This window comes from Aciduliprofundum boonei T469 (assembly GCF_000025665.1).
Classification (GTDB): domain Archaea; phylum Thermoplasmatota; class Thermoplasmata; order Thermoplasmatales; family Aciduliprofundaceae; genus Aciduliprofundum; species Aciduliprofundum boonei.
Window position 1 is genome coordinate 526,034 of sequence record NC_013926.1, and the last position, 13,493, is coordinate 539,526.

The 13,493-nt window shown below is 38.7% G+C and carries 17 protein-coding genes; 8 read left to right on the top strand and 9 right to left on the bottom strand.

Features of this window, described 5'->3' with window-relative positions; translation table 11 throughout:
• Window positions 1-3 precede the first annotated feature (3 nt).
• Window positions 4-1,407: a TrkH family potassium uptake protein gene (locus ABOO_RS02725; protein WP_008082043.1), complete on the top strand. Its 1,404-nt coding sequence runs from the start codon at window positions 4-6 to the stop codon at window positions 1,405-1,407.
• 180 nt (window positions 1,408-1,587) lie between these two features.
• Here ABOO_RS02725 and ABOO_RS02730 read toward each other — a convergent pair whose 3' ends face one another.
• The 3 genes from ABOO_RS02730 to ABOO_RS02740 are packed head-to-tail and all read right to left on the bottom strand — an operon-like array spanning window position 1,588 to window position 4,474.
• Window positions 1,588-3,630: a PEF-CTERM sorting domain-containing protein gene (locus ABOO_RS02730; protein ID WP_012997166.1), complete on the bottom strand. Its 2,043-nt coding sequence runs from the start codon at window positions 3,628-3,630 to the stop codon at window positions 1,588-1,590.
• Window positions 3,631-3,645: 15 nt separating this feature from the next.
• On the bottom strand, window positions 3,646-3,933 hold the full coding sequence (locus ABOO_RS02735; RefSeq protein ID WP_008082646.1) for a transcriptional regulator: 288 nt from the start codon (window positions 3,931-3,933) through the stop codon (window positions 3,646-3,648).
• A complete protein-coding gene (locus tag ABOO_RS02740; RefSeq protein ID WP_048102896.1) occupies window positions 3,926-4,474 on the bottom strand; it encodes an epoxyqueuosine reductase QueH in 549 nt (182 codons plus the stop codon). The genes ABOO_RS02735 and ABOO_RS02740 overlap by 8 nt, the downstream gene beginning before the upstream one ends.
• Window positions 4,475-4,590: 116 nt before the next feature.
• On the opposite strand from ABOO_RS02740, the gene ABOO_RS02745 reads away from it, so the two are divergent.
• Entirely contained in the window at window positions 4,591-4,953 is a 363-nt protein-coding gene (locus ABOO_RS02745; protein ID WP_008082135.1) for a hypothetical protein, read from the top strand.
• Here the strand turns inward: ABOO_RS02745 and rpiA are convergent.
• From rpiA to ABOO_RS02765, 4 genes are all read right to left on the bottom strand, one after another.
• A complete protein-coding gene (gene rpiA, locus ABOO_RS02750) occupies window positions 4,925-5,617 on the bottom strand; it encodes a ribose-5-phosphate isomerase RpiA (protein ID WP_008082727.1) in 693 nt (230 codons plus the stop codon). The genes ABOO_RS02745 and rpiA overlap by 29 nt on opposite strands.
• Window positions 5,608-6,285, bottom strand: a complete 678-nt coding sequence (locus ABOO_RS02755; RefSeq protein WP_008082206.1) for a helix-turn-helix domain-containing protein — start codon at window positions 6,283-6,285, stop codon at window positions 5,608-5,610. The genes rpiA and ABOO_RS02755 overlap by 10 nt, the downstream gene beginning before the upstream one ends.
• Entirely contained in the window at window positions 6,282-7,151 is an 870-nt protein-coding gene (locus ABOO_RS02760) for an RAD55 family ATPase (RefSeq protein WP_008082439.1), read from the bottom strand. The genes ABOO_RS02755 and ABOO_RS02760 overlap by 4 nt, the downstream gene beginning before the upstream one ends.
• Before the next feature lie 100 nt (window positions 7,152-7,251).
• Window positions 7,252-8,082, bottom strand: a complete 831-nt coding sequence (locus tag ABOO_RS02765) for a transposase (RefSeq protein ID WP_008082531.1) — start codon at window positions 8,080-8,082, stop codon at window positions 7,252-7,254.
• A 93-nt stretch (window positions 8,083-8,175) separates the two neighbouring features.
• Here ABOO_RS02765 and ABOO_RS02770 point away from each other — a divergent pair, with 93 nt between their 5' ends.
• Window positions 8,176-9,324, top strand: a complete 1,149-nt coding sequence (locus ABOO_RS02770) for a hypothetical protein (protein WP_008082743.1) — start codon at window positions 8,176-8,178, stop codon at window positions 9,322-9,324.
• Here the strand turns inward: ABOO_RS02770 and ABOO_RS02775 are convergent.
• Complete coding sequence (locus tag ABOO_RS02775; protein ID WP_012997168.1) at window positions 9,321-10,124, bottom strand: DUF2268 domain-containing putative Zn-dependent protease; 804 nt, start codon at window positions 10,122-10,124, stop codon at window positions 9,321-9,323. The two genes, ABOO_RS02770 and ABOO_RS02775, sit on opposite strands and share 4 nt — an antisense overlap.
• Window positions 10,125-10,202: 78 nt before the next feature.
• Between ABOO_RS02775 and ABOO_RS02780 the strand changes: the two genes are divergently transcribed.
• The 4 genes from ABOO_RS02780 to ABOO_RS02795 are packed head-to-tail and all read left to right on the top strand — an operon-like array spanning window position 10,203 to window position 12,339.
• Window positions 10,203-11,021: an RAD55 family ATPase gene (locus tag ABOO_RS02780; protein ID WP_008082623.1), complete on the top strand. Its 819-nt coding sequence runs from the start codon at window positions 10,203-10,205 to the stop codon at window positions 11,019-11,021.
• Between the two features lie 5 nt (window positions 11,022-11,026).
• Window positions 11,027-11,710, top strand: a complete 684-nt coding sequence (locus ABOO_RS02785) for a KaiC domain-containing protein (RefSeq protein WP_008082484.1) — start codon at window positions 11,027-11,029, stop codon at window positions 11,708-11,710.
• 9 nt (window positions 11,711-11,719) lie between these two features.
• The gene (locus ABOO_RS02790; RefSeq protein WP_008083320.1) at window positions 11,720-12,061 is read left to right on the top strand and encodes a hypothetical protein; all 342 of its coding nucleotides are present in this window, start codon (window positions 11,720-11,722) and stop codon (window positions 12,059-12,061) included.
• Between the two features lie 47 nt (window positions 12,062-12,108).
• Window positions 12,109-12,339 (top strand): hypothetical protein, encoded by a 231-nt coding sequence (locus ABOO_RS02795; protein WP_236614085.1) that lies wholly within the window; start codon window positions 12,109-12,111, stop codon window positions 12,337-12,339.
• Here the strand turns inward: ABOO_RS02795 and ABOO_RS02800 are convergent.
• Complete coding sequence (locus ABOO_RS02800; protein WP_012997171.1) at window positions 12,336-12,947, bottom strand: hypothetical protein; 612 nt, start codon at window positions 12,945-12,947, stop codon at window positions 12,336-12,338. The genes ABOO_RS02795 and ABOO_RS02800 overlap by 4 nt on opposite strands.
• A gap of 111 nt (window positions 12,948-13,058) precedes the next feature.
• Between ABOO_RS02800 and ABOO_RS02805 the strand changes: the two genes are divergently transcribed.
• A complete protein-coding gene (locus ABOO_RS02805) occupies window positions 13,059-13,490 on the top strand; it encodes a hypothetical protein (protein WP_008082005.1) in 432 nt (143 codons plus the stop codon).
• Window positions 13,491-13,493: the final 3 nt, after the last annotated feature.

The following is a 13,493-nucleotide window of genomic DNA, read 5'->3' on the forward strand; positions in this document are numbered from 1 at the left end:
GAGATGAACAAGATACTCTATTTCTCACTGAAACTTCTTACATACATATCCATCTTTATGCTCATTGATGCAGTTTATGCTCTTATTGTGGATAGAAGTGTGGTCATAACCTTAGCATTTCTATTTCCTGCAAGTTGGATTCTCTTTCTCTGGGTTCCTTTTATGAAAGAGCCAGTGCCTCAAAATCTCTCGCTCAGGGAATCTTTCAAGGTTGCTGCAATCGGATGGCTTTTGATGTCCTTCTTTGGAGCCATACCTTTCATTCTTTCTGGTTATTTGAATCCTCTTGATGCTTGGTTTGAGAGCATGTCAGGTTTCACAGCCACAGGATTAACGATGTTCACAGATGTAGAGAGCCTGCCAAAGAGCATACTTCTCTGGCGCTCACTTACAGAATGGATTGGTGGTGTGGGTGTCATAGCTCTATTCTTGTCAGTCATGTACCGCACAAGCAGAGTTGTGCAAAGTTTGTACTTTGCAGAGGGCAGAAGCGATAAAACGGAGCCAACAATAGTTGGAACTGTGAGAAAGATATGGGGAATATACCTTTTTTACACCCTCCTTTTTGCACTAATATTTTATCTTTTAAAGGTGCCGTTATTTGATGCCATAAACATATCAATGACTGCCCTAGCTACTGGTGGTTTTGCTGTAACTAATAACAGTATAGCTGCATATTCCCCGTATGTGGCAATAGCTATGATTTTTGCGATGGCTATTGGTGGAATATCTTTTGTCTCGCACATAAATCTGTTTAAAGGCAGGGTTAGAGAATTTTTCTCCATAGAACTCAAGGCCATGGTGATAATAATCGTTTTATTTTCCACTATAATGCTCTTACATCTTGCTTGGCTTGGAGAGAGCTGGAATGAGGCTGCATTGCAAACATTCTTTCATGTCACATCTGCCCTTACAGGTACTGGATTCAGCATATCTGACCTTGCAAATTTGACCTCTTTTGATAAGACCTTTCTGATTTTGAGTATGATCTTTGGAGGTGCATACGGTTCAACATCATCTGCCTTGAAACTCATAAGAGTTGTTGTGTTGGTTTACGGAATAGTGTGGTATGTAAAGGTTCGGCTCTATCCTAAAAGTGCAATAATACCCTTCAAAATAGGAAAGAAGGTTTTTGAATCTACCGAGGTCAGAGATGTGTCTATTTACACCACGACTTATTTGTTTATGCTTTTGTTGGGTGCGATGATATTTATGGCTTATGGGAACAGCCTTGTTAATTCTTTGTTTGAAGTTGCAAGTGCTGAAGGTAATGTTGGTCTAACTGTGGGCATTACCTCTCCATTTATGCCTTGGGTTGAGAAACTTACACTCATTTTAGAAATGTGGTTTGGTAGGTTAGAAATATTTCCAATTCTAATCCTTCTTGCAGATATAGTAAAGAAATGATATCCCCCGACATTAACAGCACCTATCATCTTTCAAGGTGCCTGACCCTGCCGGGGGAGTATTGGACATCTTCTGGCCCAAGCATCATTGTGCGATGACACACCGCTCTCCGCCGGGGGCCCAGATGCCCAAAATAAGAGAAAACAGGTAGAATATAACCTTTTTGGAAAAATAAAAAAATCATTTGCGGTGGAAAAATATAACCGCTGCAATTGTTATAGCTAGTACAGGCAAGAGTATTGCATTGAATTCTGGAACGACCCCGTTAACTTGGTAGTCACTCACAGAATCTTCTGTGGTGATTAGAATATCGTTGTTATTTGTAGCTACACGACCCCATCCAGATTCTGCTCTCCAGGACATTCTAGCTATATTTGTATGAGTATGCTGTCCGATTACATCCCCACGCCAGAGCAATGTGCCGTCAGAGCCACTGTAAATGCGGATGAAAGTATCCACAGAAGGCTCGCCATTGGATAATGCGGTGGAATAATACATCGTGATTTCAATATCATTTATTCCATCTCCGTTTACATCGCCCATCATTACTGCCAGGGTACTCCATGAATTGAAATTGGTGTTTGAAACCGAACTATTCACTTTGAAAGATAAGATCTTGGAGCCATCTTTCATAGATATAACCGTTACATTTGCATAAACTCCAGAAGAGTCAGCAGTATAACCCTGGATAATTATATCATCCCCGTACCCATCTCCATTTAAATCTGAGAAATACACCGGATATATCGGTCCCATTGCTACATTTATCACATGTTCATAAATAGCACTCCAAATAATATTTCCGGTTGCACCATCCAATGCAGTGTAGTTGATCTGGTACCAGTACTGGCCAGGGCTCATATTTCCCCCGTATAAAAACAGGTCATCTATGCCATCCCCGTTTATATCCTGTTTTGATAGAAGCAAACTATAATAAGTGCTGGTTCCTCCACTCAAATCTTTTGTATACAGGGTTTTATTATCCTTTATGTCAAATGCTACAAGGAGAGAGTAATTTACAAGAAATGCAAAATCTCTGTACCCATCTCCATTCAAATCTATCGTATTATGCTCCACTGCCCCCGGTTTTGAGGGATTAAAAGTGTATGAGGGCATGGCATTTTGAATTGGAACTATTTTGCTCGAATTGTATCTTGCTATGAGATTCCCATCAGCATCTACAAAGTACATGTAGGTCTGATTGGATTTATAATTAAAGTTTGTGATTTGCAGGTCAACCTTGCTATCGTTGTTGTAATCTATGAAATTTATGGTTCCGAAGAAATCAAAGGGTGAGGATATGGGCATCAATCCGGGCAAGGTTATATTCCATAGGATACTTCCATCGGTTGCTTCCATCGCCTCAATATTTGTATTCCCTGTGGTCTCATTTACAAAGATAATATCTGCACCTTCAAACTCAGTGTTCTCTTGATCGAATCCCAATCCGTTTAATTGAGTTATTTCCATTCCCAGGGGCATAGTTCCACTTGTTGAAGGTGATAACTCTTTTCTCTGCCATGCTATATTCAGGTCATAATCCAGCATGGTTGCGTTGAGTTCAACAACATTATAACCGTAATAAGATCCACTGTAGTATCCCATAATCAATAAACCCTCTTTGGCAGAATAGTTGTAATTTTGAATCCATATTTCTAAATAGTGCATACTTATTGGTATAGAGCCATAGGGTGTTTTTATGCTTGTGGGTATTTCTATACCTTTGTAAGATTCATTGCTCAAATCATTGCCAAGCTTGTAGATGGAAATTCTGTTATTATCACTGTGATTTCCAAAAATCACAAATTGATATGATGCTTGCAAGTTTCCATTGTTATCTATGTATGTCACAGAATAAACAGAGGGCCCTACAGGCGCGGATTTATATTCAACATCTGTGAATTTATTCTGATAAAGAACGCTTCCATCTGCTCCACTGAGAAGGATTAAGGTGTATGTGCCAGCTGTGTAGTTGTATATTTCAACAAGCACATCTGTAACACCATCACCGTTTACATCATAATGCAGTGAGGTCTCCATGCTGCATCTCGGTGTATGCATGGTAGCATCGTATGTTGTATCCATCTTTGGTTTATATGTCCAAATCTCCTGCGGTGAGAAATTCGTGCTAGATGCTCTTACAGAGACTGCACCTACCGATAGTAAAAGCATAGCTATTACAACTCCAAATATTAAATACCTCCCCTCCATACATTCACCCATTTAAATAAAGGGGTTTTAGTATTTTAATATTTTGAATTTTGGTTCTTCTATCCAAGTGCTGTGGCACTTGGGGCATTTCTTTGGAAATTTAATCCCTGCTCTGAATTGATATCCACATTTTTTACATCTTGCAGGCATAACTACCAATTTTCCATATTTTTGAGAATTTGCTATGTGCTTTAAGTCTTCTAAGACATCCCTAACAGATATTTCCATAATTTTTGCAATCTCGGATGGACTGAGAGCATTATCCTCAATGATTTCTGCAATTCTCTCCCTTCTTGTTTTCCACTCTTCACTCAATTTTCTCCCTCCAGTACCTATCTGCTTCGCTGTAAATACAACCGCAGTATCCTTGGCGATAAATTCCCGCTTCCCTTGCCATCCTTTCCCCTTCATCAAACCATTTGCGCATATCCTCGTAGTAGAAATCTATCCCAGTGCTTTTTCCTATCTTTTCTCCAATTTCTTTTATGAGTTCATGCTTTTGATAGGGAGCAAGGAGGAGGGTGGTGGAGAAGAGATCAAAATTCATCTCTTTTGCCTTTTGGGCTGTTCTGTACAATCTATCTGCATAGCAGTACTTGCAACGAAGAACATTGCTCTTCTTGCTCAAAATACTCGTCTTGTATAGCCAATCTTCCAGGGGATAAGAGTAGTCATAAATCACCTTTGCCCCAATTTTTTTTGTGTATTCTTTGAATGCCTTTAACCTTCTGAGGTATTCTCTATAAGGTTGTATGTTCGGATTGTACCAAAAAATTGTTATATCGTACTTCTCACTCAAGTGCTTGTAAGGAGCCATGAGGCAAGGAGCACAGCAAGCGTGAAGAAGCATACGCATGAGCAGAGTAATTAATTTATGCAATTAATCCTTTGCCGTAGGGAAAACTATTAATATTTTTTGTCGCATAGAAAACTTTATATAGGAACACTTTAATATATGGATTGGTGATAGATATGAAGTCTGCCGAAATGACAGAAAATGACAAAAAGCTTGCGGAACTGTTGCAAAAAGCAGGTTTATCACGCAATGTAGCAAAGACGCTGGCTTACATGCACAACAGAGAGGAGGTCATATCTGTGGAAATAGAGAAAAATACAGGGCTCAGGCAACCAGAGGTTAGCATTGCAATGAAGTACCTTCGCGAAAAGGGATGGATTGTTAAAAGGGATATAAAGAAGGAGGGTAAAGGAAGGCCTGTGCATGGATACAAGCTTGCAAAGCCATTTCCGAAGATCTTGGAGGAGATAGAGAAGGAGTTGAGGGGCAAGATAAAAGATATAGAGAACATTATAAAGAATCTCCAGAACTTGTCATAATTTCTATTTTATCTTTTTTTCCAACTATTACTTTGTTTGCCAAGCCCACGAATAGCCCTACCTCTACAACTCCCGGTATCTCATCGATCCTTCTTTCCAGCTTTGCAGGCTCGTCAATTCTCTCAAATTTACAATCCACGATATAATTGCCGTTGTCGGTTATGTACGCTTCCCCATTTTTCACCCTAAGCAAGGGTTTGCAGCCCAGGGTTGATAGAACATTCATTGTTCTCTTGTATCCGAATTTTACAATCTCTATTGGCAAGGGAAAATCTCCCAAAACGCTTTTTACTTTGCTCTCGTCCACCACGATGATTTCATATTTTGAAGCGTGAGCAATCATCTTCTCCCTGAGAAGAGCGCCACCCCCTCCCTTTATCAAATTCAAATTTCTATCAACTTCATCAGCTCCATCTATTGTCAAATCAATGACTTGGTAATCGTTGATGCTTCCCAATTTTATTCCCATCTCCTTTGCAAGTTTTTCTGTTGCAATTGATGTGGGTATCCCTATTATATCCAAGCCATCTTTTACAAGCTCCCCGAGTTTGAGAATGGTGTATTTTACAGTAGAGCCAGTTCCTAAGCCCACAACCATGCCGTCTTTTATGTATTTCACAGCTTTCTCTCCCGCCTTCCTTTTCAATTCTTCTTTTAGCTCCATACTCTTTCCTCCAAAATTGTTCTTAAAGGAGATATGTAAATACCCAATGTGAAGTTTTCTATGCCAACAATTCTAATTGTGAGTTCGTACTTGTAAGTACCTATGACTTCAACTCTATATCCTCTTCTCTCCACTCTGCTTATAAAATTCTTTTTGAATTCTATACCTATGGCATCGTACTTTTCAATTTTATCATAAAAATTTTCATTTAGGCATATTAACCTTTTTGAGCCCTTTATCTCTTCTATGAGTTCAAGAGTGCGCAGCTCGTCCACAACTCTGTAAGCAGTTGAGCGACTTACATGCCTGTAAAGAAAGGGCATATCCCTGCATCTTTCCTTGAGAGAATTTACAATGAGCCAACCACTCTTTTTGTTTATCAATGCGAATAGAGGTACATCTTCATCCATAACAAGCCCAGATGGATAAAACAGCCTTTTCTTATGCTCTCTCTTCTCTATAAATCCATTTTCTATCAATTTTCTCAGGTGCCATTCAACATCTTGCACATCATAGTTTAAGGTTTTTGCAATAGCGGATGATGTCTGACAAGGTGCCCTTGTTAGTTCCCTGAATACATCTCTCCTATGCTTGCTTGCAAATATATGGAAGCCCCTTTCTTTTTCTTCCTCCCTTATCAGATTTTTAAGCTGGGAGGCGAGTTTCAAGAGAATTCCTCCACCAACATGTCAGCGAGTTCATCTAAATTTATGTCTTCAAGGTCTTCATCGTTTAATTTTGATATGAGCTTTCTTACTCTTTCTTGCACGATGGGGGATGCGTTCTTGAGTTTCTCCATAACTTTCTTTTCAAGCTCTTCTACATTGAGCCTTGTATGCTTCATATGATAACTTCCGCGCATAACCACGAGTCCTAAACCTCGGACGATTTTGTAAGGAAATATTTTCTCGCTATGCCTGCTTCCCCTCATCTTTATGATTTTTAAATCTCTGCGGGTATTATCCTCCACATACCTGTAGCGCAGATGAATTATAGAATCTGCCAGATACATGGGAATTGCTGTTTCTGGGGCAGATAGATTTGCAGGGCCATGCTCCTCCAAGGTAGCCACTACAGTTCCTATTTTTCTCATCTCTTTGAGCATAAACCCCAACAGCTCTCTTTGTTCATACCTTGATGGTGTAGCCCATACCACAGGTGTTAAAGGGTCTATGGCAATTCTGGTATTAGCCCCCAGCCAGGTTGATACGAAATCGGGGAGCTCTTTCCTTATGAATGCTTTGAATTCCTTCCCAGAGGCATCCACAAAAATTAATTTTTCCTCTTCCACAAAGTATGTGATATCATCCCACCCCATGTTTAAAGCGTCTCTAATTATCTGCTCTTTATTCTCATCCAGGCTTATGAATATGCAATCTTGACCGTCCAGCAAACCCCTCCTTATGAACTGAGTGGCAAAGGTGGTTTTGCCCGCACCTGTTGAGCCTATTATTACTGTTGAAGACTTGTTCATCAATCCCCCATCAAGAGGTGCGTCAAGTCCTAAGATTCCCGTCTTTATCTTTTCATCCATACATCTTTTATGAGTGATGCAATATTTAAAATTTTTTAAAAGTGGGATAAGTTGAATTCCTCGAAAAACATGAAAAAAGAAGAATAAAAATAAGGAAGGATTAGACATAGAGATCATAGGCAAGAACTTTGAAGAGCAGGAGTTTAGAAGCACCAGAGAAAGAATGGGAAAATATGTAATCTCCAACAACTCTTTTGAAAGAGTGGAAGACTGATTCAATTACATTTCTATGCGAGTACTTCTTTTTCCAGTCAGGTGATTTGCTCTTTTCTAACAATCTCCTTCGCAATCCTCTTCTTGCTTTATTACGGATTGCTATGTATGGAGTTCCTCCTTTATTCAGAACAAATCGTATGTTACGTAGAGAATCATAGCCCTTATCTGCATACACTTCTTTTACTCTCTCTTCCTCCAAAAGAGGAATGAGGTACGGTGAATCGTTAGTGTGCCATTTTGTAACTATTGCATTGGTAATGAGCTTCCTCTCAATATCCACAGCAGCATGCAATTTCAATCCTTCTCTTATTTTTCCTACTTCTCCGATTCGCTGTGTGTAGTAGTATGAACGGTAATAAATTTGAATACCTGTGGAATCCACTGCAAATTTATTGGGTATTCCCATTATTTTCACTATTTCTCTAAGCACAATGCGAATCCATCGTTCTGGTATTCTTCTCAACTCTCTTGAAATTGTGCTTTTATGGGGGATTTTCTTCAATCTCATTACCCTCTTTATCTTTCTCATTTCTCGCACAATCTGGAGCATTCTTTCTATACTTCCCACATACTGTGTCAGCACTATCAGCATCATGTGCTGGTGCAGAGTGTAATCTTTCCTAGAGTACTTGCTCCAGTAAAGAGGAATATTTGCTCTCTTTAGAGCTTTCATCCCCATTTTCACAACCTTGTACAGGTCTAATTTCCTGCTCATCCTTTATTTATATCCCCTATTTTATTTTTATGTGGGGTTGCAACTCACCCTAAAAGTGGTAAGCGATTTATAAAAGGAGTGCATTGGGTTTTTATGAAAGTTGTTGTAGGAATTGTTGCGATCCTTGCTTTAATTCTTCTCATCCCTGCTGTGCATTCTTCGCAGCCATCACAGGGCTGGGGATACAAATGGAATTTTAAGAATGGAGAGATAGAAAATGCGAGTTTTGTGGGAAGGATGAGTGGAAATAGGGTTATGGGATTGTACATCGAGCCTGCAATTTATGAGAATGGAATTTACAATATGTCCTATAAGGGCTCTTACTATGCCTATGGATTTATGAATGGTGTATGGAAAGGTAAAAATGCTACAGTATATGGAGAGTATCATAACTCCACTATCCAGCTCTATTGGGTTAACTGGGATGGTTATATTCTAATGAAGAAGGTGAACATGGAGATAAATGGAAAGAATTACAGCTTTTATGGAGTTGTAAAGCAATATATCCATCTATATACCCCAGAGCCAAGGGATGAGTATCTGAATGTAAGCTCTTTTATTCCTAAACCTTTTCAAATGTGGGATAATAGTACGAGCGAGATCAAAGCAACATACGATATGAAAATGTTCATCTCTTATAATTCCTCTTTGCCCTATATTCTCAACGAAGATGGAAATTTAAGTTATTATATGAAAGCAAAGTACTGGGGAGATGTAAGAGCGAGCATTAATGGTTATGCTACTGCTAGAGTTAGTGTGAAATGGATTAATAATACGGTCACTATCCATAGAGATCTCACAGGGAATTTCAATAAAGAATTCAAAGGCATTATCAATTTTAAGGCGCATATTTTCAGGCATGGAAACTATGTGCAGAGAGTTGATATATTGGAAAACATACCATTTTCGTTTGCAGGGATACCATATCTGCCTTATAAAAAGGCCAATTCTTCAGAGGAGCTTGGTTGGTGGCTGCGTGGTTCTCTCTTGGATTTAATTGCGTTCAATAATGATGCAAAGCTTGAAAATGGATTTTACACGCAAATTACCTTGAACAGGCTCTTTGTGAGATATACATCGGAGCCAGCTAAAGAAGTTGAGATTGATAGTATGATGAAAGAAGCACCGCAGTTGTATGGAGAGTACAGAATGCAGAGTGTGGCAATTTATGCGAGCACAATAGTTGCAGTATCCATCATTGTGACTATTCTTGCGGTGAGTTTTTCCAAGAGAAAGAATTAGAGTTTTTCTAAAATCTCATTATCTTTCATTTTATCTAGCTCACATATAGAATATCCTTTTTCAATCAGGGAGAAAATGCAGAGAGAGCCAATAGCGTATCCCTTTCTCTCAGGGCCATAGAACTCAAGTATGGTGTCTTGAGTTAATTTTTCATCCTTCCTGTTTTTGAGTAGTTCTATATATTCATTTTCTCTCTCCATATATTCTTGCCATTTATCCTTCTCAAAAGGGATATATTTCCAGAGACTCTCCTTCTTTAAATCATTGTTAAACCAAGCCGAAAATGTTATTCCCAAACCTTCCAGTATGGTTAAATTAGCAAGATTCATTTGGTAAGGAGAATCTATACCTTCTGGCAAAAGAACAGTATGCAAGCGCACAATATGGGCATACTCATGGGGTAAGAGCACACTCAAATTCTCTGTATTCATAAAGGAATCATCTCCACCGATACCGAAAAATATGAAAACTCCTAAATTTCTAGAGTATTGAGTTATAACAAAATCAAAGGGTGCAGGAAGGAAATACACAGAAAAATTATTGTCTATGGGACACATATTTTCCACTCTTTGAAGAATATTATGTATTTCGCCACTCTTATTTTTATATACCTCCACTATTTTCAAAATTTCAGATAGCTCCTTTTTTGTATTTTTGAAAAATTGTAATGCATCGGTGTTGAGCATTTTTCCTATTGAGTTTTGAAAGAGTTCCTCATGCTTTTTATATACGCACATCCAGGGCTCTTCTGAATTCAAGCAATCCTCCGATATATCTATATCAATTATGAGTGTGTGCATAAAATGGAATGATGAGAGTTGTATAATTAATTTGCCATTATGCAAAGGTTTAAATTTTAAATTGTTATGGTTTGACAGATGAGAATACCTACATCTGTGGCTGCATTTGACGAAATTGTTAAAGGCGGGGTACCTGCCGGCTCGGTTGTAATTCTTGCTGGAGAACCGGGGTCTGGCAATGTTGAATTTGCATACACTTCAGCTGCAAAATTATCCATAGCGAGAAAATACCAGGAAAGGAGAAAATTTATGGTTATAGAGGCGGAGGATATTTACATTCCTGAGGGCACTCTGTACATATCCTTTTCCAAGAGCGAGGATGAGATATTTCGTGCAATAGATTTGACATTTAACGAAGACCTCGGTGAAGCATTCAGAGATTCTCTAAAAATTAAAGATTTATCCGTAGAGTATTTTCGTAACAGCATAGTGCCTAGGAGATGGATTACGGAGAGCACGGGGGAATTTTTGAAGAGGAAAGGAGACATACTGAAAGAGTTCGTGAATGTGCTTGACTCGTACTCGAATGGCAGAATAGTTATTGTGGACTCTTTAACTGATTTAGTCACCTCCACTCGCATAAATTTTGAAAATTTAATTGATGTGATAAAAGGGTTGAGGAGGGCAGCTAAGAAATGGAACACGGTAATTTATCTCCTTTTAACTCTAGGCGTAGTGGACAAGATGAAGGAAAACTTGCTTTTTGATTCAGTTGACGGGGTATTTGTATTCGAGTGGCATGGTTCTGAAAGTTACTCAAAGAGGTATCGCTATATGTATGTGCTAAAATTTGTGGGGCTTATGGCTCATCTTGAGGAGGAGAGGATTGCTAGGTTTAATACCACTTTAAACAGACGCAGTGGGTTTGTGGTGGTGAATACTGAAAAGATAGGGTGATGAATATGAGAATAAAAACTGGAATTGAGGGATTGGACGATATGCTCAACGGTGGCATTCCCAAAGGGCATACCGTGGCGGTTATAGGTGCATTTGGCACTGGAAAAACCACATTTGCTATGCAATTCATCTGGGAAGGCCTAATTAATGGAGAAAGGTGCATATTTTTGAGCTTGGAAGAAGACGAGGATAGTGTTGTAGAAAGTGCAAGTAAATTTGGGTGGGATTATTCCAAGTACTTGGGCTCTCAGCTCCAGCTTTTAAAACTTGATCCTGAGGATGCAAAGAGTAGCGTTGAGAGATTGGAGAGCGATATACCCGAGCTCATAAAAGAGTTTGAGGCAACGAGGATTGCCGTGGATTCTATAAGTTTGATAACGATGATGTACGATAGCATTGATGAGAAGAGAAAGGTAGTTTTCAAGCTTGCAAAGAGCATAAAGGAGAGTGGTGCAACTGCGGTTTTTACAGCAGAAGTGGACCCAAAAAATCCCAAGGTTAGCAGGGATGGAATTGTGGAGTATGTTGTTGACGGGGTAATCCTTCTATCTTTTCTTGAAGAGAACAATGTTCTAAAGCTCACAATTAGAGTTTTGAAGATGAGAAGAACTCAGCATTCGAGAGAGGTAAAATTGTACGAGATAGGAGAGGGAGGAATAAATGTTCTTGCCCAAGCGGATGTATTTTGAGGTGTGCCTATGGATGAAAAAGAATTGAAGAGCATAGCTGCCATTTATTTCGGTTTCACACCATCCACAAAGGTTCCTAAAAATGTGAAAATTGAAATTCTTGAACCAGAATATGGAGGAAGCGAAGAGGCAAAGAAGATAAAGATAAAATGGGAAAACCACATAGGTTCTGAGAGCAGGGTAGCGAGAATAACTCCCTTAGATATAATGCATTACTTGGAGATGAAGAATACGAAGAATAATTACAGCAAGGCAGTTGCCATTCTATTGGATTTGGCTGCTTTAAACAATTTGCCAGTAGTTAAGGTGGGAGATGAGTATTTGCTGATAAATCCAAAGTACAAGGGGTGAGAGAAATTAAAGATAAGGAAAATGTTTTAAAAAATATCGTTGAAAGCATGAAACTCGATTTGTATGTTGAGAGCAAAATTCCTGAGATGCATGTATGCTTTTTCTGTGGTAGAATTGGATACAAAAACTTACCTATGAAGAAGATTGGCAATAAATGGATATGCATAGATTGCTTGAGGGAGTTGAAAGAGGCACTGGATTCTTTGGAAGAATGGGAGCAAGAAATAAGTTTAAGAGAAGAGATAAAGAAACAGATAGAAAAAGAATTCAAAGATTAGACAGCGAAAGATTCACCCTTTGCGAAATTATTTTTTATGTAATCAATTATTATGCTTCTATCTCCTTTGAGATGGGACTCGTACCATTTCGGTATGATCTTGAGGAGGATGTCCCTTATTTTATCAATGCTTGCCTTACTAACGCTCTCATCGTAGAGTATGTACTGGCTATAAATTCTCTTCAATCCAGAGTACTTGTAATACTCTTCTCCTTCAAAGAATTCAAAGATCATCTTTATTCTCTCCCCCTCTTCTGTTGCATAATATGTGACCTTTATAGAATCCCCTGTTCTGTTTTGGTCTCTTGTTAAATCCACAAGTGCTATCTCAGTTACAGATGAGAAATCAAAATCCTCTCTAAGCTCCCATTTATCTGGGAACACTATGAATCTGCCCCATTCAGAATGTGGGGGATCCATCCTAAAATGAACATTTATCTTGTTGAATTGGAGCCATATTCTCCAGAAATCTTCAATTAAGTTCATATTTAACTCTTTTTTCTTCTCTCTTTCCGTGGAAATTGTCTTTATGACCTCTTCCCTCTTCTTCTCCAGTTCGCTTTCAAGCTTCTCATACCAGTTTTCAACCTTCTCTTCTTTCTTTGCCATTTTAATCCCTCAATCGTAATGTTATTGGTGGCATATAAAATTATCGCTAGATATTTGGATTTTTAATTAAATTTTTAAATACTTGTGATACAATATCCACTGGGGATAAAAATGGTGGATGATATAATGGATGATGACCAAGTCAAAATTCCCTCAGAGCCAACATATACACCTGCACCAAAACGGAAGAGATCTATTTTTGAGCGCTTGGCATACAGCCCTACTGCGATAGGAATTGTACTTGTAGTGGCGTTAGTACTTATGACCTTGGGTGTGTTTTTCTATGACTCTTTAATACCCTCTATAGTATCTGGAGAATCGGATTATTTTTTGACAACAGTTGTGGTATTTCTTGGAATGTTACCATACTCCATAGGTGTATCACTTCTGGTATTATTGCTCTTGGGTCTTGGAATAGGAAGACACGATTATCCACAGTGGGTTAGATTCGCATTGATACTAGTGGCTGGTATGATAATTGTTTGGGGATTCCATCTAAGTGGAGCACTAATTGGCGCTATGATACATTATTCTTCCTCCTAATTT